Below are 24769 nucleotides of genomic sequence, written 5' to 3' on the forward strand. Positions count from 1 at the left end.
CGCTACACGGCAGCGCTTAACAAGAACGTCGCGTGCCCCCACCCCAACCCTCCCCCGGAAGGGGAGGGAGCCAATCCAGGCCGAGTGGAACAAGGACCCATCGTCGTAGCTAGAGCCAATCCAAGCCGAGCGAAGCGAAGGCCCGAATGTCTCGAAAGCCGAGCGCAGCAATGGCGCGTCTGAAAGCCCTTCTGTATGCGCCGAGGAGCGCAGCGTTTCGCGGATCAGGGCTCGCCCTTGTTTGAGCGAAGCGAGTTTGGGCGAGACCCCGCGAAACGCGAGCACCGCAGGTTGCCCGTAGCGAAGCGAAGGGACGCAGACAGCAGGGTCGCCTTTCTTTTGCCTACGTTTCTTTGGCGAAGCAAAGAAAAGTAGGTCGGCCGCCGGGCCGAGACCCGGCCTCCGACCTCAAGAAGAAAAGCTCAACGCAACATAGAAGACATAGCCGAACAGCAGTTCAGCATGCGCACCGCCCCTTCCACCGTGTCAGCAGTGAAGCGCAACGTGACGCCATCAACCCGCTCGAACGTAGGCCACTGGCAGAACAGATCAGCCATCATCGGCGACTGTGTACGCAAGGTAACCACCTGCGGCCCCTCGAAAACCAGCGGCCTTGCACTGCCCCGCGCAGCCAGCGCCTCAACCACCCCGGCGCGGATCGCCAATCGCGACTGCTCCGGCGAAAGCGACACCCCACTGTTGAACCCAGTCGCCTTCTTGGTCTCCACAAACGTCGCATGCGGAAACAGCGCCCGGTTCTCGGCGATGAACACATCGTCCCCGCTGCCCATCACCACGGGCACGCCATACTCGCCGGCCAGCGCACCATAGAGGCCCGCTTCGCCCAGCTCCTGCTCGCCCAGGCAAATGCTGGCAAAGGCAAAGCTGTTGATCGTGTGCGCCAGAATGCCGCGCCCCTGCGCGCGCGAGTGATAGCCGACCATGCAGACCGCCTGCACGCCTTCTTCTTCCACGCCCGCCACCATGCTCAGGTAGCGCGGCTTGCCTTGAATGACACGGGCACGCGCATCCAGCACGTCGGGCGGCATGTTGCGAAAGCCGCCGTGCGAGTCGTTCACCAGCACCTCGGTCGCGCCCGCGTCGAAGGCGCCGGCGATGGCTGCGTTGGCCTCTTGCGCCATCAAGAGGCGCGCGCGTTCGTACTCGGGGTTGCCCTGGCGTGCCTGCTCCTGGTGGTAGACGCCCGCAACGCCTTCGATGTCGGTGGAGATCAGGACTTTCATGGGTGGGCGTGCGCCTCCGCGGAAGAGAAGAAAAGGGAAGAGGGCGGCAGCACCTCGGAGAGCGCCGCCCGGTGGTTGCCGTCGCGGCCTGTCACGGCCGTCGCGCGCCAGAGCGCGTGAACGATGGCCTGCTCGGTGCTGTCGGCCGCGGCCTGGAAGAGGCCGTCGAGCAGCCCGTCGTGCACCATCGCGATCGTCGGCATCGGGCGGTCGACGCGGTCGGGTACGGTGTAGGCGGTCGAGAACGCCAGCACGATGTCGCCGCTGCCATGGCCGAAGACCGAGCCGGTGCGCGCAAGGCCCGCGCCCGCGCGCAGCGCGAGGCGCCGCAGCTGGCGCGCATCGAGCGGTGCGTCGGTCGCGACCACGATGATGATCGAGCCCTTCTCGGGCTCCTTGCATTCGGCGGTGCCTTGCTGTGCGGCCAGCCGCTCGCCGATCGCGTGGCCGGCCAGCACCAGCTGCGGCTGGCGCCCGTAGTTCGCCAGCACGAGCGCGCCCACCGTGTGCACCTCGCCGCAGGGAGACGACACGCGCCGCGAGGCGCTGCCGATGCCGCCCTTGAGCTGGAAGCTCGACATGCCGCGACCCGCGCCGACCGAGCCCTGCGCGAAGTCGGGGCCGGCGGCATCGAGCGCTAGCAAGTAATCAGCCTCGGCGATCGCGAGCCGCTGGATGTCGTTCAGAAATCCGTCGTTGCACTCGAAGACCAGCGGGTTCACCGTGGGCAGCGACCGGCCGCTCTCGGGGTTGGCCGCGAGGCAATGCCGGATCTGCGCCGTCGCCACCGTGCCGACCGAGAAGGTGTTGGTCAGCGCGATGGGTGTCTCCAGCACGCCGAGTTCTTCCAGCTGCACCAGCCCCACGCTCTTGCCGAAGCCGTTGAGCACCACGGCCGCGGCCGGCACCTTGTCGCGGAACGGGTCGCCCGCATGCGGACGGATCACCGTCACGCCGGTCTGCACGCCGCCGTCGTCCAGCGTCCGGTGGCCGACCGTGACGCCTTCGACGTCGGTGATGGCGTTGCGCGGGCCCTGCAGCAGGGTGCCGATGTAGGGCAGGGTGTTCGTCGATGCCATGAAAAACGGGTTACTCGCGGTCGATCTTCGGATCGAGCGCATCGCGCAGTGCATCGCCCAGGAGGTTGAAGGCGAGCACGGTGAAGAAGATGGCCAGGCTCGGAAACAGCGCCACGTGCGGCGAGGTCACCATGTCGGCACGCGCTTCGCTGAGCATCGCACCCCACTCGGGCGTCGGCGGCTGCGCGCCCATGCCCAGGAACGAGAGGCTGGCCGCCGTGATGATCGAGGTGCCCACGCGCATCGAGAAGTACACGACGATGGAAGAGATGGTGCCCGGCAGGATGTGCCGCACGATGATCGTCCAGTCCGACGCGCCGATGCTGCGCTCGGCCTCTATGTAGGTCTGTTGCTTGAGCACCAGCGTGTTGCCGCGCACGAGCCGCGCGAACGCCGGCACGCTGAACACCGACACCGCCACCACCACGTTGGTCATGCTGCTGCCCAAAATGGCGACAACGCCAAGCGCCAGCAGGATGCCGGGAAAGGCGAACAGCACGTCCGAGATGCGCATCACGATGCGGTCCCACCAGCCTTCGTAGTAGCCCGCGAGCAGGCCGAAGGCCGTGCCGATGAAGCCGCCCACCAGCACCGAGAGAAAGCCCGCCATCAGCGAGATGCGCGCGCCCGCCAGGATGCGGCTGAAGATGTCGCGGCCCAGCGGATCGACGCCGAACCAGTGCGTGGCCGAGGGCCCGCTGTTCAGCATGTCGTAGTCGAAGAAGTTCTCGGGATCGAAGGGCACGATCCACGGTGCGAACACCGCGACGAACACCAGCAGCAACACGAAGATGGCGGCCACGATTCCCACGGGCTGCTTCTTGAAGCGGCGCCAGCATTCGCCCCAGGGCGTGCGGACCTTGCCGGCGTGCTGGAGGGTGGCGACCGGGGAGGTCGGCAGAAGGGTGTCGGCAGGCACGCCGGAAGCTTGCGTCATGTCGGCGTGCTCACTTGTAGCGAATGGTGGGGTTGATGTAGCCGTACAGCACATCGACCACCAGGTTGATCAGAATGAACTCGAGCGAGAACAACAGCACCAGCGTCTGGATGACCGGGTAGTCGCGCATCTGCACCGCATCGACCAGCAGGCGACCGAGGCCCGGCCAGTTGAAGACAGCCTCCACAAGAATGGAGCCGCCCAGCAGAAAGCCGAACTGCAGGCCCATCATCGTCACCACGGGGATCAGCGCGTTGCGCAGGGTGTGCTTGAAGACCACCCGCGATTCGTGCACGCCCTTGGCACGCGCGGTGCGCACGAAGTCTTCCTGGATCACCTCGACGAACGAGGCGCGCGTGAAGCGCGCCATCACGGCCGCCACGGCCGCGCCCAGCGTGACCGAGGGCAGGATGTAGTGCTTCCAGGTCGCGGCGCCCACCGTGGGCAGCCAGCCCAGTTGCACAGAAAAAATCTGCATCAGCAGCATGCCCAATGCAAATGCGGGGAAAGAGATGCCCGACACCGCCAGCGTCATGCCGAGGCGGTCGGGCCATTTGTTGCGGTACACGGCAGAAACGATGCCGATGCCCATGCCGAAGATCACCGCCCACACCATGCTGGTGATGGTCAGCATCACCGTCGGGAAGAAGCGCTCGCCGATCTCCGTCGACACCGGCCGCCGCGTGCGGATCGAGGTGCCGAAGTCGCCCTGCAGCATGTGGGTGAAGAAGTTCACGAACTGCTGGGGCAGCGGCTTGTCCAGCCCGAGCTCGGCGCGGACCATGGACACGGTCTGCTCGTCGGCCTCCTGGCCGGCCGCAAGGCGCGCCGGGTCGCCGGGCAGCATGTGCACGAACAGGAACACCAGCACGGCCACGATGAGCAGCGTCGGGATCAGGCCCAGCAGGCGTTTGAGAAAGTAATTCAGCATGGGGTGCGGGTGTCGCGTGCGGGCGATGGCACCGTGCCACCGCCCACCGGACAGTCAGTCAGGAAACGAAGAAGCCGCGATCAGTTCGACACCGAGATGGCGTCGATGTTGATGTTCGCGTCAGGCATCACGTACACACCCGACAGGCGCTTGGCGTGGGCCGACAGGTTCTGCTCGGTCACCAGCGGCACGCGCGGCAGGTCCTTGCGGATCTCGTCCTGCGCGGTCTTGTAGAGCGCGGCCTTTTCCTTGTCGTCCACCGTGATCAGCGCCTTGGCGAGCGCGTTGTCCACCACGTCGCTCTTGTAGAACGACATGTTGTTCAGCTTCGGCGCCCACGACTCCGAAGCGAACAGCGGACGCAGGCCCCAGTCGGCTTCACCCGTGGACGACGACCAGCCCGTGTAGTACATGCGCACCTTGGCCGTCTTCGGATCGGGCCATGCATCCACCTGCTCGGTGCGCTGGCCCACTTCGAGCGCCTGCACCTGCAGCTTGATGCCCATCTGCGCGAGCTGCTGCTGCACGAACTGGATGGTCTTCTGGCTGGTCGTGTTGTTGTAGGCGCTCCAGAGCACCGATTCGAAACCGTTCGGGTAGCCGGCTTCGGTCAGCAGGGCCTTGGCCTTCTTCACGTCGTAGGGAATCGGCGCCATCTTCTCGGCGAACTTCACGCCCTGGGGCATCACGCCCTGCGCGGGGAAGGCATAGCCGCCGAACGCGACCTTCGACAGCGCTTCCTTGTTGATGGCGTAGCCGATGGCTTCGCGCACCTTCGGGTTGTCGTACGGCTTCACCAGCATGTTGAAGGCCAGGAAGCGCGTGATGATCGAAGGCGAGGCCACCACCTCGAGCTTGTCGCTCTTCTTCAGCAGCTCGGCCTGCTCGTAGGGAATGGGGAATGCGAAGTCGGCTTCGCCGGTCTGCAGCATCGCGGCGCGCGTGTTGTTCTCGAGCACCGGCTTCCATTGCAGGTTGTCGATCTTCGGGAAGCCCTTCTTCCAGTAGCCGTCGAACTTCTTGGCCTTGACCGCGTCGGTCTGCTTCCATTCCACGAACTCGAAGGGGCCGGTGCCCACGGGGTGGAAGGCGATGTCCTTGTTGCCCCACTTCTTGAGCGCCGTGGGCGAAATCATCGCAGCCGATGCGTGGGCCAGCGAGTTGATGAAGGGGCCGAAGGGTTCCTTCAGCGTGATGCGCACGGTGGTCGGGTTCAGCGCTTCGACCTTGCCCACGCGGTTGAACTGGTTGTAGCGCAGGAGCTTGTTGTCCTGGTTCAGCACGCGGTCGAGCGTGACCTTCACGGCTTCGGCGTTGAAGTCGGTACCGTCGTGGAACTTGACGCCCGTGCGCAGCTTGATGGTGTAGACCAGGCCGTCCTTCGACACGTCGTAGCTCTCGGCGAGCACGTTCTGCACCTTCAGGTCCTTGTCGAACTGGAAGAGGCCTTCATAGAAGGTCTTGGTCACGGCCGTGGTGATGGTCGTGTTGGTGTTGTACGGGTCCAGCGTTTCCGGCTGGTAGCCGATGGACAGCACCACGTCTTTGGAGGCGAGTGCCGCGCCCGATGCGGCCAGTGCCGCCAGGCCCAGCAGTGCGGATGCCCATCGCAGGGAGGAAGAAGATTGCTTCATGGAAGAACTCCAGTCGGTTCGTGAGAAAAAACAGGACGGGCCTGCGGTTAAGAAAATCAGAAGGCCCCGCCAATGGCGTGGCGTGCAACGAAATGCCCCGGCGCAACCTGCACCAGCGGCGGCACGTCGGGCTCGTCGCCCACTGCGCGAATGGGGCTCGGGATCTCGCCTTCGAGCAGCGCGCGCGGCTTGTGGCGGCGCGATGGGTCGGCCACCGGCACCGCGGCCATCAGCTTGCGGGTGTAGGCGTGTTGCGGCGCTTCGAACACCGCGCGGCGCGGGCCGATCTCCACGATCTGGCCGAGGTACATCACGGCCACGCGGTGGCTGATGCGCTCGACCACCGCCATGTCGTGCGAGATGAAGAGGAATGCCACGCCCAACTCGCGCTGCAGGTCGAGCATCAGGTTGACGATCTGCGCCTGAATGGACACGTCCAGCGCCGACACCGATTCGTCGGCCACGACCACCTTGGGGTTGAGCGCGAGCGCACGCGCAATCGCGATGCGCTGCCGCTGCCCGCCCGAGAACTCGTGCGGATAGCGCTGCGCCACCTCGGGCGGCAGGCCCACCTTCTGCAGCAGCCAGTCGACACGCTTCTGCGCCTCGGCGCCCTTGGCGATGTTGTGGATGAGCAGCGGCTCCATGATCGAGAAGCCCACCGTCACGCGCGGATCGAGCGAGGCGAACGGGTCCTGGAAGATGAACTGGATGTTCCGGCGCAGCGCCTGCAGTTCGCGCGTGGGCAGCTCGCGGATGTTCTGGCCGCCGAACTCGATCGCGCCGCTCTGGCTCTCGACCAGGCGCAGCAGCGAGCGGCCGGTGGTCGACTTGCCGCAGCCCGATTCGCCCACCAGCGCCAGCGTTTCGCCGGGGTACAGGTCGAAGCTGATCTTTTCCACCGCATGCACGCGGCGCTTCACGCGGCCGAAGAGGCCGCTGCGCACGTCGAAGCGCGTGACGAGGTCGCGCACCCGCAGGATCGGGCCGGCCTCTTCGCGCACGGTGGTCTGCGGCGTGGTGTTGGTGCAAGGAACGGTGTCGGGGCTGCCCTCGGTGCGCAGCAGTTCGAACTTGGCCGGCAGGTCCGTGCCCTGCATCGCGCCGAGCTTGGGAACTGCCGAGAGCAGCGCCTTCGTGTAGGGGTGCTGCGGCGCCGCGAACACCGTGTCGGACGAGCCCGCTTCCACCTTGTCGCCGCGGTACATCACGAGCACACGGTCGGCGATTTCGGCCACCACGCCCATGTCGTGCGTGATGAAGAGCACGCCCATGCGCATCTCTTTCTGCAGCTCGCGGATGAGCTGCAGGATCTGCGCCTGGATCGTCACGTCCAGCGCGGTGGTGGGCTCGTCGGCAATCAAGAGCTGCGGCTTGCACGAGAGCGCCATCGCGATCATCACGCGCTGGCGCATGCCGCCCGAGAGCTGGTGCGGAAAGCGGTCGAGCACGTTGCGCGCCTCGGGAATGCGCACGAGTTCGAGCATGCGCAGCGCCTCGGCGCGCGCGGCCGTGTTGTCCTTGTTCTGGTGGATGCGGATGGCCTCGGCGATCTGCTCGCCGGCGGTGAACACAGGGTTCAGCGACGTCATCGGCTCCTGGAAGATCATCGCGATGTCCGCACCGCGGATGCCGCGCATCGTGCCGTCGCGCGCCTGCGCCAGGTCGAGCACTTCGCCGTTGCGGCGGCGAAACGCCATGCGGCCGCCCAGGATGCGCCCGCCGCCGTGCTCCACCAGCCGCATCAGCGCGAGCGAGGTGACCGACTTGCCCGAACCCGATTCGCCCACCACCGCGAGCGTTTCGCCATGGTCGACGTGAAAGGACAGGTGCTTGACGGCATCGACAGTGCGCTCGGAGGTCGAGAAGCGCACGGTGAGGTCGTCGACGGCGAGAACGCGGCCGTCCGGCAGGGCGAGGGCAGGGGTAGACATGGGAGTGCGAGGAAAAGAGGGGGCGCGCGTCAGGCGAAGATGGCCGTAATCGGCGCTTCGTCGCCGCGCGCATGGCCGCGGTACATGCCTTCGGTGTTGAAGGCGAGGCTCAGGTTGCCGTGGCGGTCGACGGCGATCAGCCCGCCGGTGCCGCCGATGGCGGGGAGCGAATGGTGCACCACGGCATGCGTGGCCGCTTCGAGCGTCGCGCCGCCGTAGGCCATGCGCGCGCAGATGTCGTGGGCGGCAGCAACGCGGATGAACATTTCGCCGCTGCCGGTGCACGAGATGGCCGCCGTGCGGTCGTCGGCATAGGTGCCCGAGCCGATCAGCGGCGAATCGCCGATGCGGCCGACGCGCTTGTTGGTCATGCCGCCGGTCGAAGTGGCGGCGGCGAGGTGGCCGTGCATGTCGAGCGCGACCGCGCCGACGGTGCCGAATTTCTTGTCTTCGTCCAGCGGCGGCGTCATCGCGGCGCCTTCATGGTCGGTGACCACGCGGCCGGTGTCGCGCACGCGGTAGAGCTGCTGGCGGCGCGCCTCGGTCGAGAAGAAGAAGGGCTCGACCATTTCGAGCCCGTGGTCGCGCGCGAAGGCCTCGGCGCCTGCGCCGGCCAGCAGCACGTGCGCGCCGTCTTCGAGCACGGCACGCGCGGCGCGCACCGGGCGGCGCACGTGGCTCACGCCAGCGATCGCGCCGGCGGCGAGCGTCGCGCCGTCCATCACGGCGGCATCGAGTTCGTGGGTTTCCTCGTGCGTGAAGACCGCGCCATGGCCTGCGTTGAAGAGCGGGCACTCCTCGAGCATTTCGACCGCGAGGCAGGTGGCGTCGAGCGCGGATGCGCCCTTGAGCAGCGCGGCCTGCGCGGCGCGCACGATGTTCTGCAGCGCGTCGTGGTACGCCTGCGCCTGCGCGGTGCTGGTCGTGGCGGCGCTGATGGTGCCGGCGCCGCCGTGGATGGCGATGACGGGCGTGGTGTTCTTCATCGGGTAGCTTTCTTTTTCTTCTTGCCGGCGCCGTTCAGGGCGGCGGCATCGGATGCACCGGCGGCACCGGCCGTCCGGGCGGCAATGCCGTCGATGCGCGGCAGCCCGTTCGCGCCGTGCAGCCAGGGCCGCAGCACCTGCAGCGTGCGGCGCGCGGACTGCACCGGGTCGGGTGCCCGCAGCGCGACGGCGCTGGTGAGCGCCTCGACCAGCGCGAGCACGCTGGTCTCGCAGTTCGGGCGGTAGTTGGTTTCGGTCTGGCAGTAGAGCGCGATGTCGGCGAGCGGCGCCATCGGGGAGGTCGGCCGGTCGGTGAGCGCGATCACGCCGCAGCCTTGTTCGCGCGCGATCTGCGCGAGCAGCACGGTGTCGGTGAGGTAGCGCGGAAACGTGAGGCCGATGAACACGTCCTTCGGGCCCGCATGCATGAGCGACCGGGCCGCATGCGTCACGCCGCTCACGCCCGGCAGCAGGCGCACGTCGCTGCAGCTGCTGTCCAGCCCGTGCTGCAACAGGCCCGCGAGCCAGCCGCTGGCGCCGAAGCCCGCGATGTAGACCGAGCGCGCCTTGCCGATGCGCTCCACCGCGGCTTCGCAGGCGGCGTAGTCGAGCGACTGGCGCGTGGCCTCGATGTTGCGGCGGCTCTCGTCCAGCGCAGTCGCGAACACCTCGGCCACCGTGGTCGGGTGCTCCAGGTTGCCGCGCAGGCGCTCCACCGGCGCGACCAGCGACTCGAAGCCGCGCACGAGCTCGGCGCGGAAGGTGGCGTAGCCGTCGAAGTCCAGCGCACGCGCGAAGCGGTTGGCCGTCGCGACCGAGACGCCCGCCGCGGCCGCGAGCTCATCGATCGGCAGCGTCGCGACCTGCAGCGGATGCTCCAGCACGTAGTCGGCCACCTGCCGATGCGAACGCGTCAGCCGCGGCAGCGCCTGCGCAATGCGCTGGGCCACGGTGGTGCCTGGGGTGTCGACGGGGGTGCTCATGGATGGTGCGGAGGCGCCTGAAAGTGTGCGTTTTGTGAAAACCAGTTTTCAAATATAAGTCAATTCTGAAAATTTTCTGTCATTTTCGGACGAGGTTGCAAGGAGCGGGCCAGCGGTGAGGGGGTTCGAGAAAGACGAAGATTGCGCGACTGCTCCTCTGGCAGCGCGTGCTCGAGGTTCGCCGCGGGTTCGGCTTCTAGGGGTTTCCCCGGGGCGTTCAGTCTTTGCCCACAACGCGGCAAGTGCGCGACTTCAGAAGCTGATCGCGCGGCGGCACGAGGACCGCGTTGCGTAGGCCTTGAGACTGGCCGGAGATACACTGCGCCTCGCACGTCAAAAAAAGGCGCGCATGGGATTGGCGTCCCAATACACCCTGCGACGAAAGCCGCAGATTTCTCCGTAGAGACTCTGCGGCTTTGTCGTTCGTGCCTCCAGTTTTTGGCGGCTCGGGCGGGGAGCCGCGAGGCTCGCCGGTTCTCGCAAGGGGTGTCCGGTACGCCAACCCGTTCGAGTCGCCGCCTCCAATTGGCGTTGGAAGTGGCGATTTATCAAATCACACTCCTTGGAGGCCATATGGCCATGACCCCTGGCGCTGCAGCGCAATCTTCCATTTGTTCTGAGGGCGATCACATCGCCTTCGACCCCGAGCAAGACACCGCCGCGTCCTTGACGCTGCTAGTCTGCGACGACACCGACAGTCTTCGCGAGGTGCACAGCGCCTACGCGTGCCTCGAAAAGCTCATCGTGTCGGCTGATCCGGACGATGCCGAAGAGCTGAATCCGACGCGCAACGAACTCAGTGCGTTGATGCGCGTCGTCAACGAGGAACTTAGTCGCCGCATCGAGTCGGTCGACAAGGCCGTGCAGGCCATGCGCGCGGCGATGGTCCCGAGCGTGTTTGCACCAAGCCCATCCGGCTCCTAGGGCGCAGCGCTAGCGGCACATCGAATAGCCGCCCGTCTCCAGGTGAAAGTGGTCGCTGTGCGCCGCGTTGTAGTCGGGCCCCAGCACCCCGTCGAAGAACCGGCAGGCCCCGCGATGCGCATCGCGCAGCAGCAGGTCTGCCGGATTGCCGTTGCCGGACCAGTCCCGCCGCACCGTGATGCGCTGCCCGCCGGCCAGCGTCAGGCCGGCCACATCGAATGCATCGGCGGTCGCGTGCCTGCTGCGCGCCGCGCCCGGCACCGCGCCTTCGCCGCGGTTCACGTTGCGGCACGCATAGCTGCCCAGGTGCGCAATGGCGACGACCGGCTCGCCGAAGTGCTGCTTCGCGGCAGGCTGCAGCGCGTGCTTCTCCCACATGTAGAAAGAAAGCGCCATCGGGCAGCTCAATGAAGGCGGCGAGCCCAGGCGCACGCCGGCCGAGCGCAACAGCACCGCGTTCTCGAAGCCGCAGCCTTCGCCGGTCACGCGGTCGGGCAGCAGGTCGTATTGCATCCCGGTTCGTGTGAGCGCCGCGAGGCAGCGCGTGGGATCGCGGCGGGCGCGTGCGAGCTTGAAGCCGGTCAGCCAGTCGGGCTCGGCCCTCACGTCGAGCGGCGCCCACGGGTTGATGCGCTCGGGGATTTCGACGGCGCCCGTCAGCGCCGCCCAGGCGCCTGCTGCGAGCGCCGCGCACAGCGCGAGGCCGGTCCACAGGCCGCGGCGTGACGAACGCGCAGGAGGCACAGGTGGTGCGGACAGGGCGCGGCCTTCAGTGGCCAGCCGGCGGTCCGCGCCGGACGCTCCGGAAACTGCCCTCGATCGACGGGCGGTCGCCGCGGGCGCTGTCGAACTCGACGTGGCCCTGGTGTGCACTCGCAATGCCCTGCAACAGCGCGCGCCGCCGCGTGCGAGCGAGCAATGCGTCGGGCCGCGTCTCGCCTTGCCGTTCTACCGGCGTGGCGCTTTCGCAGATGGCGACGCGAAACCGGTCGCCGGCCACTTCGCTCACGACGATCACCCGTGCCGGCGGCCCCGAACTGGCGAGCTCCTCGAAGGCCAGGGCCAGGAATTGCGCGATGCGGGCCGCATCGCCGCAGCAGTCGCCGTCGCCCAGCCGGTCGTGCTCGAAGACGGTGTGCGTGGCGTGCGGCGCTGCGGGGGCAAGTTCATCGATCGCTTGCCGGATCGCTGCGTGCAGCGAAAAAGGCTTGGCGGCGATGTGGAGGTTTTTGCCGGTAGCAAGCCGGCACAGGTCCGCGAGATCTTCGGACCGCTCGATCGCGCGGTCCGCGGCATGGTCGATGTGCTCTAGCACCGCGTCGGGCTGCTGCCGGTCGCCCCGGCGCGCGAGCAGCTCGACGCCCAGGCGGATGGCGGACAGCGAGTTGCGCATGTCGTGCACCGCGGCGTGGATGAGCCTCTCGCAGTCGTGCGCAGGCGCGAGGGGCGGCGGCGAGAGATCCGGTCGCGGCGGCACGGCGTGCGCCGCCGCGGACCAGTGAGAAAGGGCCCATCCGACCGACGCGCGGTGCGCGCCCGAGGTTCGAGGCGCGGCAGGGCCCTTGGCGGGGGATGAGGCGGGCGTCCATTTCGGCAAGCGTGAATCCTCGAACAGCAGCGTGTCTGGCATGGAATTTCTCGGCAAGCCGTGTGGGGTGTTCAGGGAGCGCCGTGGCCGGCGGTCCGTGATATCGACGGCCCGGACGGCGGGGGCCAGCGCATCGACGAGTCATGGTGCGTGCTCGGGGGCCGGCGCGATGTCAGGTTTTGCAACACCGCTTGTAGGCGCACGCCGCGCGCTGCAGGTGCACCCGTCCGGATCAGTCGCCGCGCGCGTTGATGATGGTGGCCTGCATCAGGGCGACCACCTTGTAGTCGGGCCCATCGCCGGTGAAGGCGCGGACCTCGCCCGTGCACACGGCCAGGAGCTTTCCGGAAGTCTGCACCCGGCCGATGGCCAGGAAGCGCTCGCCGAGCGCGGGCCGCACGAAGTTGATCTTGAATTCAGCCGTGACCACCTCGAACCCCGGTGGCGCCTTGGTCAATCCCGCATAGCCGCAGGCGCTGTCGACCAGGCTCGTGATCGCGCCGGCATGCACATAGCCGTGCTGCTGCGAGAGGGCGGTGGAGAACGGCATCTCGATCTGCACCTCGCCGTCGGTCACCGATGCGAGCTTCGCGCCGATGGTCTTCATGAGGCCCTGCGCGTCGAAGCTGGCCGAAATTCTTTGCTGGATATCGCTCATGTGCATCGCCGGCCTCAGCCCGCGTCCTTCTGCATGAAAACACTCAATGGATCTTCCGGATACCGCCCGAAGCGTTCACGCCGCGCATAGCCCGAGCGCGCATAGAACGACAGCGCCTCGGGCTGGCTCACACCCGTTTCCAGCCTGAACAGCGCGCAGCCCTTGGTCATCGCCTCGCGTTCGAGGAATGCAAGCACCTTGTCCGCAACGCCTTGTCCGCGGCGCTCGGGCCGCACGTACATCCGCTTGAGTTCGCCGTATCCGGGCTCCATGACGATGGCCCCGCAGCCGATCGCCATGCCCGCCTCGTCGCGCGCAACCGCGAACAGCACGTTCGGGGCAGAAAGCGCCGCAATGTCGATGCCGTAGTGGCTCTCCGGCGGATAGAGGGGCTTCTGGTACGCATCGAGGTCGTCGATGAGCTCAATGACGTCGGGTTGGTCGGGTTTCTCGATGGCGATCTGCATCCGGCCGATGTTACCCAGCGGCCCCGCAAACCCCGACTCGCGACGGGGTTCAGCGCCCCGGCGAACAATGCCGCCACGGCGCGCCGGTCGGCCCGCCGCTTCATTCTTCGAAGGAGTAGCACTTTGGAATACCGTCATCTGGGCAAATCGGGCCTCAAGGTTCCCGTGTTGAGTTTTGGAACCGGCACGTTCGGCGGCAAGGGCGAGTTCTTCAGCGCCTGGGGCAGCACCGACGTGGCCGAGGCGCGCAACCTCATCGACATCTGCATCGACGCGGGCGTCAACATGTTCGACAGCGCCGACATCTACTCCGACGGCGCCGCTGAATCGGTGCTCGGCGAGGCCATCAAGGGGCGGCCGCGCGACAAGCTCATCCTCTCGACTAAGGCCACGTTCCGCAGCGGCCCGGGCGCGAACGAAGTGGGGTCGTCGCGCCATCACCTCGTGCAAGCGGTCGACAGCGCGCTCAAACGCCTGGGCACCGACTACATCGACCTCTTCCAGCTGCACGGCTTCGATGCGAGCACGCCTGTCGAAGAAACCGTGTCCACGCTCGACGACCTCGTGCGCGCCGGCAAGCTGCGCTATGTGGGTGCGTCGAACTTCTCTGGCTGGCATCTGATGAAGTCGCTGGCCGTGTCGGAGCGCTACGGCTATGCGCGCTACGTGGCGCACCAGGCGTATTACTCGCTCATAGGCCGCGAGTACGAGTGGGAACTGATGCCGCTCGCACAAGACCAGGGCGTGGGCGCCGTGGTCTGGAGCCCGCTCGGCTGGGGCCGGCTCACGGGCAAGATCCGCCGCGGCCAGCCGCTGCCCGCCAACAGCCGCCTGCACGTGACCGCCGACATGGGGCCACCGGTGGCCGACGAGCTGCTGTACCGCGTGGTCGATGCGCTGGAGAAGGTCGCCAAGGAAATCGACAAGACCGTGCCGCAGGTCGCGCTCAACTGGCTGCTGCAACGGCCGACGGTGTCGAGCGTCGTCGTCGGTGCGCGCGACGAAACGCAACTGCGCCAGAACCTCGGCGCGGTGGGCTGGAACCTCACGCCCGCGCAGGTCGCCGAGCTGGATGCGGCCAGCGCAGTGACGCGGGCCTATCCGTACTGGCACCAGCAGGGATTTCTGGAGCGCAACCCGAACCCGGTCTAGGCAGGTCTACCTCGGTGTGAGGCCAAGCACCCACTGCTTGAAGTGCTCCAGCGCCCCGGAGGCCGGACGGCCTTCGGGGTAGGCGAAGTAATAGCCCTGCGGCACGTCGAGGTGCCGGTCCACGGGGATGACGAGTTCGCCGGTGCGCAGCTCGTGTTCGATCAGGATGCGCGGCGCGAGGCCCACGCCCATGCCCGCGGCCGTGGCGGCCACCACCATCGTGAAGAGCTCGTAGCGCGGCCCGCGCGAGGCGTGCACCGTGTAGTCCCAGCCCTGCTGCGCATACCAGTCGCGCCATGCATGCGCGCGCGTGCTCAGGTGCACATGGCGGCAGCGCTCGAAGCCTGCCTCGTCCCACGGCCCGTTGGCATCGCGGAACGCGGGGCTGCAGATCGGCACCATCTCGCCCTCTGAAAAGATCAGCCCGCCGCGCGTGTTGGGCCAGAACTGGTCGCCGAAATAGATGGCTGCGTCGTAGGCGTTTTCCTGGAACGAAAAGGGCTGCGAACGCGCCGACAGGTTCACCGTGATGTTCGGATGCAGCCGGCTGAAATCGGGCAGCCGCGGAATGAGCCACTGCGTCGCGAAGGTCGGCACCACCGCCAGTTCGAGCACGAAGCCCATGTCGTGGCCGGCGCTGATCTCCAGCGTGTCGCGGCGGATCTGGTCCAGGTGCCGGCGGATGCGCGCCGCGTATTCGCGCCCCACGTCGGTGAGCGTCAGGCGCCTGCGCACGCGCGAGAACAGCGGCACGCCCAGCCGCTGCTCCAGCATCGCCACCTGCCGCCCGACCGCGCTCTGCGTCAACGCCAGCTCGGCCGCCGCGCGGGTGAAGCTCCCCAGCCGCGCCGAGGCCTCGAAGGCCTGCAGCGCGCCCAGGTTGGGAATGTCTTTTCTCATCGAATGCCTGTTGTCTCTTCTGTGCTGCTGCCGCAAGCACCTGCCGTGCCCGGCGTTTCGTTGTCGCCTGTCCTTCCGGCGCTGCACAACGTTGTGCGCATTTAGCGTTTGTTTCGCATGCCGCCGCGATCCTATTCTGCGTCTCGACCCCCGCCAACGATATGAGGAGACTTCCGATGATTGTTCTGCGCACCCGCTGTACTGCACGAACCTCTGCCCTGGGCATTGCAGTGGCTTCCGTCCTGGGCCTGCCCGCCGCCGCGCTCGCGCAGGCCGAGCAGACCGTCACCATCGGCCATGCCGGCCCGCTCACCGGTGGCGCGGCCCACTGGGGCAAGGACAACGACAACGGCGCGCGGCTCGCGGTCGAAGACCTGAACAGGCAGGGCCTCGTGATCGGCGGCAAGAAGATCAAGTTCGTGCTGCAGTCCGAAGACGACCAGGCCGACCCGAAGCAGGCCATGGTGGTGGCCAACAAGCTGGCCGACATGGGCGTCAAGGGCATGCTGGGCCACTTCAACTCGGGCGCCGCGATTCCGGCCTCGGCCGTCTACAGCCGCGCGGGCCTGCCCGACGTGTCGACCGCCACCAACCCGACCTTCACCAGGCAGGGCTACGACAACGTCTTTCGCATCCTGGCGAGCGACGACGACGTGGGCATGGCCATCGCCGATTTCACGGTGAAAGACTTGAAGGCGAAGAAGATCGCGGTGATCGACGACCGCACCGCCTACGGCCAGGGCGCCGCCGAGGTATTCACGCGCGGCGTCAAGGGGCTGGGCGGGACCATCGTCGCGCAGGAGTTCGGCAGCGACAAGGCGACCGATTTCATGGCCATCCTCACCAGCATCAAGGCCAAGCAGCCCGACGTGGTCTTCTACGGTGGCATGGACGCGCAGGGCGGGCTCATCGCGCGGCAGATGAAGCAGCTGGGCATCACGGCCAAGCTGCTGGGCACCGACGGCCTGTGCACCAACGAGGTCGCCAAGATCAGCGCCGGCGCGGTCGACGACCTGCTCTACTGCACGCGCGGCGGCAAGGAGATCGAAAAGACCAGCAAGGGCGCCGAGTTCGAGCAGCGCTACAAGGCCCGCTTCGGCGTGGAGGTGCTGACCTACGCGCCGTACCTCTACGACGCGATGATGGCGCTGGCCGCCGGCATGCGCGCGGCCAACTCGGTCGAGCCCGAGGCGTACCTCCCGGCGATGCGCAAGGTGAAATTCGATGGCGTCACCGGCGCCATCAGCTTCGATGCCAAGGGCAACCTGCAGAAGCCGGATTTCACCGTCTTCACCTACAAGGACGGCAAGCGCGTCCGCGTGGCCGGCTCCTGAACACGCAGCACATGCGGACGCTGGACGCGGCGGAAACGGCGGCTGCGCTGCCCTATGGCGCGCTGGTGGAGGCGCTGCTGCAGATGTTCGACCGGGAGCACCGGGGCGAGGCGCATGCCGCGACCCGAACCTCGGTGCCGCTCGCAGATGGCGGCGTGCTGCTGCTGATGCCTGCGGCGGACGCCCGCTTTGCCGCGCTCAAGACCGTGACCGTGCATGCGTGCAACGCAGCCATCGGATTGCCCGTGGTGCAGGGCGAGGTCACGCTGATGGATGCCGTCACCGGCACCCGGCTGCTCGCGATGGACGGCAATGTGCTGACCGCGCGCCGCACCGCGGCGCTGTCGCTCGCCGGGGCGGCGAGGGCAGGGCGAGACGTCAGTGGCCGCATGCTGCTGATCGGCGCGGGCGTGCAGGCGCGCTCGCATGCCGAGGCGTTTGCGCAAGTCGCCGGCGTGCGTCAGCTGTGGATTCATGCACGCACGCAAGCCCATGCCGAGCAACTGGCGCAGCACATGCGGTCGCTCGGCGTGGACGCCAGCGAGATCGCCGATCCGGCGCAGGTTTCGGAAGATGCGGACGTGATCGTCGCCACGACCAGTTCTTCGACACCGGTGATCCCGCCGAAGGTGCGGCCGGACGCCACCCTCATCGCCGTCGGCGCCTACCGCGCCGACATGGCCGAAGTGTCGCCCGAACTCGTGCGCCGCTGCGCCGTGTTTGTGGATACGCTGGAGGGCGCGCGCGCCGAGGCGGGCGACCTGATCCAGGCGGGCATCGACTGGTCCAGCGTGCAGGCCTTCGCGAACGCGGAGCCGGCAGCGCAAGACCGGCCGGTGCTGATCAAGACCGTGGGCCATGCGCTGTGGGACCTGGCGGCGGCGCAGCTGGCGTACACGCATCGAGAGCAACGATGAAGCAAGGAAGAGGGCATTCATGCGTCGAGTGGTGATCATCGGCGGCGGGGCCATCGGTTCGGCCATCGCCTACTTCCTGACCAACGACCCGGAGGCGGAGCGCTTCGAGGTCACGGTGGTCGAGCGCGACTTCTCGTACAGGCAGGCGTCGTCGGCGCTGTCGGCCAGTTCGATCCGGCAGCAGTTCTCCACCGCCATCAACATCGAGATGTCGCTCTACGGCATCGATTTCTTCCGGCATCTGGGCCAGACCCTGCGCGTCGGCGACGACGTGCCGGACATCGGCCTGGTCGAGCCCGGCTACCTGTACCTGGCTTCACCCGCGGGCGTCGATGTGCTGCGCGAGAACCATGCGATGCAGAAGGCGCACGCTGTTGACGTGGCGCTGCTGGCGCCCGATGAACTCAAGGCGCGCTTTCCGTGGATATCGACCGAAGGCGTCGAACTCGCATCGCTGGGCCTTTCAGGCGAGGGCTGGTACGACGGCTACAGCCTGCTGCAGGCCTTTCGCAAGAAGGCCGCGTCGCAGGGCGCGCGCTACGTGCAGGCGCATGCCACCGGGCTGCGGCGCGATGGCCGCACCGTGACCGGCGTGCAGCTCGACACCGGCGACACGCTCGAAGCCGACATCGTCGTCAACGCCGCCGGCGCCTGGGCCGCGAAGGTGGCCGGGTGGGCCGGCATCGACCTGCCGGTGCGCGGTCGCCGCCGCAGCGTGTTCAGCTTCTCGTGCCCGGAGACGCTGCCGGGCTGCCCGCTGGTCATCGACACCTCCGGCATCTGGCTGCGTCCTGAAGGCCGCCAGTTCATCTGCGGCTTCGCGCCGCCCGAAGACCAGGACCACGACGATGCGCCGCTCGATGTCGAATACGGCGCTTTCGACGACCTCATCTGGCCCGCGCTCGCCGAGCGGATCCCCGCCTTCGAAGCCATCCGCATGACCGGCGCGTGGGCCGGCTACTACGAAATGAACGTGTTCGACCACAACGCGATCCTCGGCCTGCACCCGGACTGCGAGAACCTGTTCTTCGCCAACGGCTTCTCGGGCCACGGGCTGCAGCAATGTCCCGCCGCGGGGCGCGGCATCGCGGAGCTGATCCGCTTCGGCCAATACCGCAGCCTCGATCTTTCGCCGGTCTCGTTCGCGCGCATCCTCGAGAACAAACCCCTGCTCGAGAAGAACGTGATCTAGCTGCGGCCGGGGCGCGGGCGTACCATGCCCGGCAGAAAGGTGCCCCAATGACTGCACAGACATTGATCGATACCGCACAGGCGCTGGTCGCCGGCGACAAGGGCCTGCTCGCGATGGACGAGAGCAACGCCACCTGCAACAAGCGCTTCGCCGCGCTGAACATCCCGCAGACCGAGAGCGCGCGGCGCGACTGGCGAGAGTTGATCGTCACCGCGCCCGGCCTAGCCGACAGCATCAGCGGCGCGATCCTGTTCGACGAGACCATCCGCCAGACCACCAACGCCGGAAAGCCCTTTGCCAAGGCGCTGGCCGATGCGGGAATCATCCCCGGCATCAAGGTCGATACGGGCGCGAAGGCGCTGCCCGGCCATCCGGGCGAGACCGTGACGGAAGGCCTCGATGGCTTGCGCGAGCGGCTCGCGGAGTACGTCGGCATGGGCGCCCGTTTCGCCAAATGGCGCGGCGTGATCGCCATCGGCGACGGCTTGCCTACGCGGGCCTGCATCGAGGTTAATGCACATGCGCTCGCGCGCTATGCGGCGCTGTGCCAGGAGGCGGGCGTGGTGCCCATCGTCGAGCCCGAAGTGCTGATGGATGGCGGCCATTCGCTCGCGCGCTGCGCCGAGGTGACCGAAGAGGTCTTGCGCGAAGTGTTCATCGAACTGAACGCGCAGGGCGTGCTGCTCGAAGGCATGCTGCTCAAGCCGAACATGGTGCTGCCGGGGCAAGCCGGCAAGACGCAGGACAGCGTGGACGCGGTGGCCGACGCCACGGTCGCGTGCCTGCTGCGCACGGTACCTGCCGCGGTGCCGAGCGTTGCATTTCTCTCGGGCGGGCAATCGGCGCAGCTGGCTTCCGCGCGGCTCAACACGATGAATGCGAAGTTCAAGTCGCGCATGCCGTGGGCGCTGACCTTCTCGTTCTCGCGCGCCGTGCAGCAGCCGGCACTCGATCTGTGGAAAGGCCAGGCCGCCAATGTCGCGGAGGCCCAGAAGGCGCTCGTGTTCCGCACGGGCTGCAACAAGGCCGCACGCGGCGGCACCTACGACGCGCAGGCCGACGCGCCACGATAGAAAGCACGAATGACTGTCCAGGACCTGTACGCGAAGAAGCGCGTTTCCGCCGCCGATGCGGTACGGCTCGTGCGCAACGGCGATCTCATCATCGTGCCGACCGGCGTCGGCGAGCCGCCGTCGCTGCTCACGGCGCTGTCGGAACAGCGCCGCGATTTCCGCGACGTCAAGGTCGCGCAGATCCTCGCGATGCGCAAGTACGCCTACATCGACCCCGAGACGGTGGATCACGTGCGCCACGTCGCGCTGTTCTTCGGCGGCGCCACGCGCGCGGGCGGGCAGGAGGGCTGGATCGATTTCATTCCGAACTACTTCTCGGAGATTCCCGCGCAGATCGAGCGCGGCCAGATTCCCGCCGAGGTGGTCTTCAGCATGGCCTCGCCGATGGACCCGCACGGCTACTTCGCCGTGAGCCTGGGCGCCGACTACACGATGGCCGCCATCGCCAAGGCGCGCGCCGTGGTGCTCGAAGTGAACCCGAACGTGCCCTTTGCGCACGGCAACTGCCATGTGCATATCTCGCAGGTGGCGGCGCTCGTGGAAAGCGATGCGCCCGTCATGGAAGTGGGCCTCCCGAAGATCGGCCCCGTGCAGGAGGCGATCGGCAAGCACGTGGCCGACCTGATCGACGACGGCTCGACGCTGCAGATCGGCTACGGCGGCATCCCCGATGCGGTGGTGATGCAGCTCACGCACAAGCACGACCTGGGCATCCACACCGAGATGATCGGCGACGGCATCCTGACGCTGGTCGAGAGCGGCGCCGTCACCAACCGCCGAAAGAACTACCTGCCGGGCAAGACCATCGCCACCTTCGCGCTGGGGTCCAGCAAGCTCTACCGCTTCATGGACCGCAACCCGTCGCTGGAGATGCACCCGGTGAACTTCACCAACGACCCGGCGCTGGCCGGGCTCAACGACAACCTCGTCGCCATCAACGCCACCTTGCAGATCGACCTGCTGGGCCAGTGCGGCTCCGAGAGCCTCGGGCACGCGCCGTACTCGGGCACGGGCGGGCAGTCGGACTTCGTGCGGGCGGCCAACCGCTCGCGCGGCGGCAAGGCGTTCATCGTGCTGCCTTCGACGGCCAGGGGCGACACCATTTCGCGCATCGTGCCTTCGCTCTCGCCCGGCACGCATGTGAGCACGAGCAAGAACGACATCAACTACGTGGTCACCGAGTACGGCGTGGCGCAGCTGCGCGGCAAATCGGCGAAACGGCGGGCAGAGGAGCTCATCGCAATCGCGCACCCGGATTTCCGGGCGGAACTCACCGACCAGGCCAGGCGCGCGAAGCTGCTCTGACCCGGCTCGTCAACCGGCCTTGGTGCCGCGCACCAGCGAGGGCGTGGCCTTGTAGCTCTCGGGGAACAGCTTCTTCAGGTCGTCGATCTTGGGCATGTCGTTGATCGCGATGTAGGGCTGGCTCGGGTTGAGCGTGAGGTAGTCCTGGTGGTAGTCCTCGGCCGCGTAGAAGGGCTTGGCCGTCTCGATGGTGGTCGCGAGCGGCTTGCCGAAGGTCTTGGCCTGGTTCAGCTGCGCGATGTACTCCTTGGCGATGCGGGCCTGCTCGGCGTTCTCGGCGAACACGGTGGAGCGGTATTGCGTGCCGGTATCCGGGCCCTGGCGATTCAGCTCGGTCGGGTCGTGGGCCACCGAGAAATAGATCTGCAGCAGCTTGCCGTAGCTGATCTGCTTCGGGTCGTAGGTGATGCGCACCGATTCGGCATGCCCGGTGCGGCCCGAGCCCACTTCGTCGTAGCGCGCGGTCTTGGCGTCGCCGCCGGCGTAGCCCGACACCGCGTTGCTCACGCCCTTGACGCGCTGGAACACGCCCTGCACGCCCCAGAAGCAGCCGCCCGCGAACACGGCGGTTTCGGTTTTCGCGGTGGCCGGGGCAACGAGCTCGGCGGTGGGGGCGGGCACGCGGCGGGCCGGTTCGGCGAACGAGGGCACGGCATACCAGACCAGGGCTGCGGCAGCCAGTGCGCCGGCGGTGAGTGCGAGGGATTTCATGGTTTGTCCTTCAGGGGAGGTTGGCGCGCGGATGCACGAAGCCGATGGCGGCGACATTGCCGCCGAATCCACCGGCCGTCAATGGCGTGCGACTTACTTCTTCATCTCGTCCTTGCCCATGCTGTCCTTCTTCATGGCGTCCTTGGACATCGAGTCCTTGGCCATCGAATCCTTCTTCATCCCGTCTTTCGACATGGAATCCTTGGCCATCGAGTCTTTCTTCATGCCGTCCTTGGCCATGCCGTCCTTCGCCATGGTGTCCGCGGCAAAGGCCGAGGCGCCGGCGAAGGCCATGCAGGTTGCGAGCAGGGTTGCGGTGAGCTTGTTCATTGGAAGTCCTTGAGTTGAGGTTTTTGCTTTCGCTTTCGCGCTTTTCATCGGCAGTTCAGGCGTCGTAGAGGACGCCTCAGCTCCCTCCGAACCAGTTGTAGCCCTGGTCTTCCCAGTAGCCACCTGTGTAGGTGTTGGTGACGAACATCGCCTTGATGTGCTTGGGGTTCTTGTAGCCAAGCTTGGTGGGCATGCGCAGCTTCATCGGGAAGCCGTACTTCGGCGGCAGCGGCTGGCCGTCGTAGGTGAGCGCGAGCAGCGTCTGCGGGTGCAGCGCGGTGGGCATGTCGATGCTGGTGTAGTAGTCGTCCGCGCACTTGAAGCCGACGTACCTGGCGGTCGTGTCCGCGCCGATGTGGCGCAGGAAATCCGCAAAGTGCACGCCGCCCCATTTGCCGATGGCGCTCCAGCCCTCCACGCAGATGTGCCGCGTTACCTGGTCGTGCTGCGGCATGGCGCGCAATTCGGGCAGCGTCCAGCTGCGCTTGTCGGCGACCATGCCGGTCACTTCGAGCTTGTAGCTCGCTTCGTCGACCTCGCGGATCTCGTCTTCGCCGTAGTAGGCGTTGAACGGAAACGGCCGCGTGATCATCGATTCGGGGAAGGTCTCGGCCAGCTGCGTGGGGCTGAAGATGAGGCCCTGCACCTTGTCGTTGAAGCGCGAGATCTTCGAGAGCGCGGCTTCCACATGGCTGTCGTCGCTGATGCTGCAGCCCGTGAGCAGCGAGAGGCCGCCCAGCGTGAGCGAGCGCTGCAGGAAGGCGCGGCGCGCGGGCTGGTCGAGGTTCTTCGCGATCAGCGTGCGGGCCTCGCGCACCACGGCATCGCCATCGACGCCGGTCATCTCGGGGGCTTTGAAGATCTTCACGTCATTTTCCTGCGCTGTGCTGCGTAAGTTGCGAGGTCTCTTCGTGGGACACCGCGGAACCGGCTTCGCCGGGCCGCTGGTGTCGCCCCCGGAAGGGGGGTGGCGGAGCGACACGAAGTGCGCGGAGACTGGGGGAGAGCTTCGTTTCTGGCGCACGGCCGCGGATCATGGTGAGGAGGGTGCGGGGCACGAGCGCCACCATCACCAGGTGCAGGGCGACGAAAGCAACGAGCGATGCCATGCCGAAGAAGTGGATGCGGCGCGCGAACTCGTAGCCGCCCAGCAGGTCGCGCAGCACGGCGAACTGCACGGACTTCCACAGCACCAGGCCTGAGAGCACGATCACCACGATGTCGAGCATCACGAACAGGTAGGCCAGGCGCTGCACGCTGTTGTAGCGGCGCGGGTCGGCATGCGAGAGCTTGCCCTTGAGCGCAGCGATGGCGTCGTGCCAGATGCCGGCCGGCGTGACCGGGAAGAACCTGGCAGCGAGGCGGCCGCTCGCGATGTTGATGGCCAGGTACAAGAAGCCGTTGAACACCAGCAGCCACATCGCCGCGAAGTGCCACTGAAGGGCGCCACCGAGCCAGCCGCCGAGCGCGATCGAGTTCGGAAAGCTGAACGGAAAGAACGGCGCCGCGTTGTAGATGCGCCAGCCGCTGGTCACCAGCACGAGCACGGCCAAGGCGTTGAGCCAGTGCGTGATGCGCATCCACAACGGGTGGATGGGGCGGGCATCGGGTGCAACGGTTGCAAGGGCGGTGCTGTTCATGGGGTGGATTCTTGGGCGCACCCCATGGCCGATTCATCACGCAAAGTTCAATTAATCGTGATAACTCGGGAATCCGTATCGCGGGACAATCGCGGCCATGGACACCCCCAAACGCGTGCTGATCGTCGAGGACGACGCCCACATCGCAGAGCTGCTGCGCATGCACCTGCGCGACGAGGGCTATGCCGTCGAACATGCCGCCGACGGCCATGCGGGCCTGCGCGAATTGGAGCGCGGCAACTGGGACGCGCTGGTGCTCGACCTGATGCTGCCGGGCGTCGACGGCCTGGAGATCTGCCGCCGCGCGCGGGCCATGGCGCGCTACACGCCGATCATCATCATCAGCGCCCGCTCCAGCGAAGTGCACCGCATCCTGGGGCTTGAGCTGGGCGCCGACGACTACCTGGCCAAGCCTTTCTCGGTGCTGGAGCTGGTGGCGCGCGTGAAGGCGCTGATGCGCCGCACCGATGCACTCGCGCGCAATGCGCGCATGGAGTCGGGCAGCCTCACGCTGGGCAACCTGGACATCGAGCCGCTGGCGCGCGAGGTGCGCGTGGACGGCAAGCTCATCGAGCTCACGCCGCGCGAGTTCGACCTGCTGTACTTCTTTGCGCGCAACCCCGGCAAGGTGTTCTCGCGGCTCGATCTGCTCAACCAGGTGTGGGGCTACCAGCACGACGGCTACGAGCACACGGTCAACACGCACATCAACCGGTTGCGCACGAAGGTGGAGGCTGATCCGGCGGAGCCGCGGCGCATCCTCACCGTGTGGGGGCGGGGCTACAAGCTCTCGCCCACCGGCACGGGCACTGGAGACGAGGGCGCCGCGTGATCGCCTGGGCCACGCTCT

Annotated in this window: 24 protein-coding genes and 1 pseudogene; 8 read left to right on the forward strand and 17 right to left on the reverse strand. The window is 67.1% G+C overall.

The window, feature by feature from the left end:
• Nucleotides 1–422: 422 nt before the first annotated feature.
• The 8 genes from RT97_RS15365 to RT97_RS15400 all read right to left on the reverse strand — a co-directional run bounded on the left by RT97_RS15365 (nucleotide 423) and on the right by RT97_RS15400 (nucleotide 9728).
• Nucleotides 423–1244 carry a M55 family metallopeptidase gene (locus RT97_RS15365; protein ID WP_042579667.1) on the reverse strand — a complete coding sequence of 274 codons (822 nt, stop codon included), beginning with the start codon at nucleotides 1242–1244 and terminating at the stop codon, nucleotides 423–425.
• Nucleotides 1241–2323 (reverse strand): DmpA family aminopeptidase, encoded by a 1083-nt coding sequence (locus RT97_RS15370; RefSeq protein ID WP_042579668.1) that lies wholly within the window; start codon nucleotides 2321–2323, stop codon nucleotides 1241–1243. Before RT97_RS15370 ends, RT97_RS15365 begins: the two co-directional genes overlap by 4 nt.
• Nucleotides 2324–2333: 10 nt before the next feature.
• A complete protein-coding gene (gene gsiD, locus RT97_RS15375; protein ID WP_042579669.1) occupies nucleotides 2334–3260 on the reverse strand; it encodes a glutathione ABC transporter permease GsiD in 927 nt (308 codons plus the stop codon).
• A gap of 10 nt (nucleotides 3261–3270) precedes the next feature.
• The gene (gene gsiC / locus RT97_RS15380; RefSeq protein WP_042579670.1) at nucleotides 3271–4191 is read right to left on the reverse strand and encodes a glutathione ABC transporter permease GsiC; all 921 of its coding nucleotides are present in this window, start codon (nucleotides 4189–4191) and stop codon (nucleotides 3271–3273) included.
• Nucleotides 4192–4271: 80 nt separating this feature from the next.
• Entirely contained in the window at nucleotides 4272–5825 is a 1554-nt protein-coding gene (gene gsiB, locus RT97_RS15385) for a glutathione ABC transporter substrate-binding protein GsiB (RefSeq protein ID WP_042579671.1), read from the reverse strand.
• 56 nt (nucleotides 5826–5881) lie between these two features.
• Nucleotides 5882–7759 (reverse strand): dipeptide ABC transporter ATP-binding protein, encoded by a 1878-nt coding sequence (locus RT97_RS15390; RefSeq protein WP_042579672.1) that lies wholly within the window; start codon nucleotides 7757–7759, stop codon nucleotides 5882–5884.
• Between the two features lie 29 nt (nucleotides 7760–7788).
• Nucleotides 7789–8745 (reverse strand): isoaspartyl peptidase/L-asparaginase family protein, encoded by a 957-nt coding sequence (locus tag RT97_RS15395; RefSeq protein WP_042579673.1) that lies wholly within the window; start codon nucleotides 8743–8745, stop codon nucleotides 7789–7791.
• Nucleotides 8742–9728, reverse strand: coding sequence for a MurR/RpiR family transcriptional regulator (locus RT97_RS15400; RefSeq protein ID WP_042579674.1), 987 nt, complete (start codon nucleotides 9726–9728; stop codon nucleotides 8742–8744). The genes RT97_RS15395 and RT97_RS15400 overlap by 4 nt, the downstream gene beginning before the upstream one ends.
• A gap of 573 nt (nucleotides 9729–10301) precedes the next feature.
• On the opposite strand from RT97_RS15400, the gene RT97_RS33825 reads away from it, so the two are divergent.
• Nucleotides 10302–10652 carry a hypothetical protein gene (locus RT97_RS33825; protein WP_042579675.1) on the forward strand — a complete coding sequence of 117 codons (351 nt, stop codon included), beginning with the start codon at nucleotides 10302–10304 and terminating at the stop codon, nucleotides 10650–10652.
• 9 nt (nucleotides 10653–10661) lie between these two features.
• Here RT97_RS33825 and RT97_RS15410 read toward each other — a convergent pair whose 3' ends face one another.
• The 4 genes from RT97_RS15410 to RT97_RS15425 form a co-directional block, all read right to left on the reverse strand.
• The gene (locus tag RT97_RS15410; RefSeq protein ID WP_052810675.1) at nucleotides 10662–11396 is read right to left on the reverse strand and encodes an extensin-like domain-containing protein; all 735 of its coding nucleotides are present in this window, start codon (nucleotides 11394–11396) and stop codon (nucleotides 10662–10664) included.
• A gap of 25 nt (nucleotides 11397–11421) precedes the next feature.
• Complete coding sequence (locus tag RT97_RS32130; protein WP_172672211.1) at nucleotides 11422–12045, reverse strand: HAMP domain-containing histidine kinase; 624 nt, start codon at nucleotides 12043–12045, stop codon at nucleotides 11422–11424.
• A gap of 427 nt (nucleotides 12046–12472) precedes the next feature.
• Nucleotides 12473–12898 carry a PaaI family thioesterase gene (locus RT97_RS15420; RefSeq protein ID WP_042579796.1) on the reverse strand — a complete coding sequence of 142 codons (426 nt, stop codon included), beginning with the start codon at nucleotides 12896–12898 and terminating at the stop codon, nucleotides 12473–12475.
• Between the two features lie 14 nt (nucleotides 12899–12912).
• A complete protein-coding gene (locus RT97_RS15425; protein WP_042579676.1) occupies nucleotides 12913–13365 on the reverse strand; it encodes a GNAT family N-acetyltransferase in 453 nt (150 codons plus the stop codon).
• 123 nt (nucleotides 13366–13488) lie between these two features.
• On the opposite strand from RT97_RS15425, the gene RT97_RS15430 reads away from it, so the two are divergent.
• A complete protein-coding gene (locus RT97_RS15430; RefSeq protein WP_042579677.1) occupies nucleotides 13489–14517 on the forward strand; it encodes an aldo/keto reductase in 1029 nt (342 codons plus the stop codon).
• 6 nt (nucleotides 14518–14523) lie between these two features.
• Here the strand turns inward: RT97_RS15430 and RT97_RS15435 are convergent, their stop codons facing one another.
• Entirely contained in the window at nucleotides 14524–15417 is an 894-nt protein-coding gene (locus RT97_RS15435; protein WP_042579678.1) for a LysR substrate-binding domain-containing protein, read from the reverse strand.
• A 185-nt stretch (nucleotides 15418–15602) separates the two neighbouring features.
• On the opposite strand from RT97_RS15435, the gene RT97_RS15440 reads away from it, so the two are divergent.
• The 5 genes from RT97_RS15440 to RT97_RS15460 are packed head-to-tail and all read left to right on the forward strand — an operon-like array spanning nucleotide 15603 to nucleotide 21238.
• The gene (locus RT97_RS15440) at nucleotides 15603–16751 is read left to right on the forward strand and encodes a branched-chain amino acid ABC transporter substrate-binding protein (protein WP_437184101.1); all 1149 of its coding nucleotides are present in this window, start codon (nucleotides 15603–15605) and stop codon (nucleotides 16749–16751) included.
• 11 nt (nucleotides 16752–16762) lie between these two features.
• Nucleotides 16763–17668, forward strand: a complete 906-nt coding sequence (locus RT97_RS15445; RefSeq protein ID WP_042579680.1) for a delta(1)-pyrroline-2-carboxylate reductase family protein — start codon at nucleotides 16763–16765, stop codon at nucleotides 17666–17668.
• Between the two features lie 19 nt (nucleotides 17669–17687).
• Nucleotides 17688–18860, forward strand: a complete 1173-nt coding sequence (locus tag RT97_RS15450; protein WP_042579681.1) for an NAD(P)/FAD-dependent oxidoreductase — start codon at nucleotides 17688–17690, stop codon at nucleotides 18858–18860.
• 47 nt (nucleotides 18861–18907) lie between these two features.
• Nucleotides 18908–19933 (forward strand): class I fructose-bisphosphate aldolase, encoded by a 1026-nt coding sequence (locus tag RT97_RS15455; protein WP_042579682.1) that lies wholly within the window; start codon nucleotides 18908–18910, stop codon nucleotides 19931–19933.
• A gap of 9 nt (nucleotides 19934–19942) precedes the next feature.
• The gene (locus RT97_RS15460) at nucleotides 19943–21238 is read left to right on the forward strand and encodes an acetyl-CoA hydrolase/transferase family protein (RefSeq protein ID WP_042579683.1); all 1296 of its coding nucleotides are present in this window, start codon (nucleotides 19943–19945) and stop codon (nucleotides 21236–21238) included.
• Between the two features lie 9 nt (nucleotides 21239–21247).
• Here RT97_RS15460 and msrA read toward each other — a convergent pair whose 3' ends face one another.
• The 4 genes and pseudogenes from msrA to RT97_RS15480 all read right to left on the reverse strand — a co-directional run.
• Complete coding sequence (gene msrA, locus RT97_RS15465; protein ID WP_042579684.1) at nucleotides 21248–21949, reverse strand: peptide-methionine (S)-S-oxide reductase MsrA; 702 nt, start codon at nucleotides 21947–21949, stop codon at nucleotides 21248–21250.
• Nucleotides 21950–22042: 93 nt separating this feature from the next.
• Nucleotides 22043–22279: a pentapeptide MXKDX repeat protein gene (locus tag RT97_RS15470; RefSeq protein WP_042579685.1), complete on the reverse strand. Its 237-nt coding sequence runs from the start codon at nucleotides 22277–22279 to the stop codon at nucleotides 22043–22045.
• A 76-nt stretch (nucleotides 22280–22355) separates the two neighbouring features.
• Nucleotides 22356–23147, reverse strand: coding sequence for a molybdopterin-binding protein (locus RT97_RS15475; RefSeq protein WP_042579686.1), 792 nt, complete (start codon nucleotides 23145–23147; stop codon nucleotides 22356–22358).
• A gap of 142 nt (nucleotides 23148–23289) precedes the next feature.
• Nucleotides 23290–23919: pseudogene (locus RT97_RS15480) on the reverse strand (cytochrome b/b6 domain-containing protein); the annotation flags it as partial.
• Nucleotides 23920–24016: 97 nt separating this feature from the next.
• On the opposite strand from RT97_RS15480, the gene RT97_RS15485 reads away from it, so the two are divergent.
• The gene (locus RT97_RS15485) at nucleotides 24017–24751 is read left to right on the forward strand and encodes a response regulator transcription factor (RefSeq protein WP_042579687.1); all 735 of its coding nucleotides are present in this window, start codon (nucleotides 24017–24019) and stop codon (nucleotides 24749–24751) included.
• The last annotated feature ends 18 nt before the right edge of the window (nucleotides 24752–24769 follow it).

The organism is Variovorax paradoxus (genome assembly GCF_000834655.1).
Lineage (GTDB): Bacteria > Pseudomonadota > Gammaproteobacteria > Burkholderiales > Burkholderiaceae_C > Variovorax > Variovorax paradoxus_F.

Coding starts and splice junctions, on each gene's coding strand:
- RT97_RS15365 (WP_042579667.1), bottom strand. CDS start 1,244: ATGAAAGTCCTGATCTCCACCGACATCGAAGGCGTTGCGGGCGTCTAC.
- RT97_RS15370 (WP_042579668.1), bottom strand. CDS start 2,323: ATGGCATCGACGAACACCCTGCCCTACATCGGCACCCTGCTGCAGGGC.
- gsiD (WP_042579669.1), bottom strand. CDS start 3,260: ATGACGCAAGCTTCCGGCGTGCCTGCCGACACCCTTCTGCCGACCTCC.
- gsiC (WP_042579670.1), bottom strand. CDS start 4,191: ATGCTGAATTACTTTCTCAAACGCCTGCTGGGCCTGATCCCGACGCTG.
- gsiB (WP_042579671.1), bottom strand. CDS start 5,825: ATGAAGCAATCTTCTTCCTCCCTGCGATGGGCATCCGCACTGCTGGGC.
- RT97_RS15390 (WP_042579672.1), bottom strand. CDS start 7,759: ATGTCTACCCCTGCCCTCGCCCTGCCGGACGGCCGCGTTCTCGCCGTC.
- RT97_RS15395 (WP_042579673.1), bottom strand. CDS start 8,745: ATGAAGAACACCACGCCCGTCATCGCCATCCACGGCGGCGCCGGCACC.
- RT97_RS15400 (WP_042579674.1), bottom strand. CDS start 9,728: ATGAGCACCCCCGTCGACACCCCAGGCACCACCGTGGCCCAGCGCATT.
- RT97_RS33825 (WP_042579675.1), top strand. CDS start 10,302: ATGGCCATGACCCCTGGCGCTGCAGCGCAATCTTCCATTTGTTCTGAG.
- RT97_RS32130 (WP_172672211.1), bottom strand. CDS start 12,045: ATGCGCAACTCGCTGTCCGCCATCCGCCTGGGCGTCGAGCTGCTCGCG.
- RT97_RS15420 (WP_042579796.1), bottom strand. CDS start 12,898: ATGAGCGATATCCAGCAAAGAATTTCGGCCAGCTTCGACGCGCAGGGC.
- RT97_RS15425 (WP_042579676.1), bottom strand. CDS start 13,365: ATGCAGATCGCCATCGAGAAACCCGACCAACCCGACGTCATTGAGCTC.
- RT97_RS15435 (WP_042579678.1), bottom strand. CDS start 15,417: ATGAGAAAAGACATTCCCAACCTGGGCGCGCTGCAGGCCTTCGAGGCC.
- RT97_RS15445 (WP_042579680.1), top strand. CDS start 16,763: ATGCGGACGCTGGACGCGGCGGAAACGGCGGCTGCGCTGCCCTATGGC.
- RT97_RS15450 (WP_042579681.1), top strand. CDS start 17,688: ATGCGTCGAGTGGTGATCATCGGCGGCGGGGCCATCGGTTCGGCCATC.
- RT97_RS15455 (WP_042579682.1), top strand. CDS start 18,908: ATGACTGCACAGACATTGATCGATACCGCACAGGCGCTGGTCGCCGGC.
- RT97_RS15460 (WP_042579683.1), top strand. CDS start 19,943: ATGACTGTCCAGGACCTGTACGCGAAGAAGCGCGTTTCCGCCGCCGAT.
- msrA (WP_042579684.1), bottom strand. CDS start 21,949: ATGAAATCCCTCGCACTCACCGCCGGCGCACTGGCTGCCGCAGCCCTG.
- RT97_RS15470 (WP_042579685.1), bottom strand. CDS start 22,279: ATGAACAAGCTCACCGCAACCCTGCTCGCAACCTGCATGGCCTTCGCC.
- RT97_RS15485 (WP_042579687.1), top strand. CDS start 24,017: ATGGACACCCCCAAACGCGTGCTGATCGTCGAGGACGACGCCCACATC.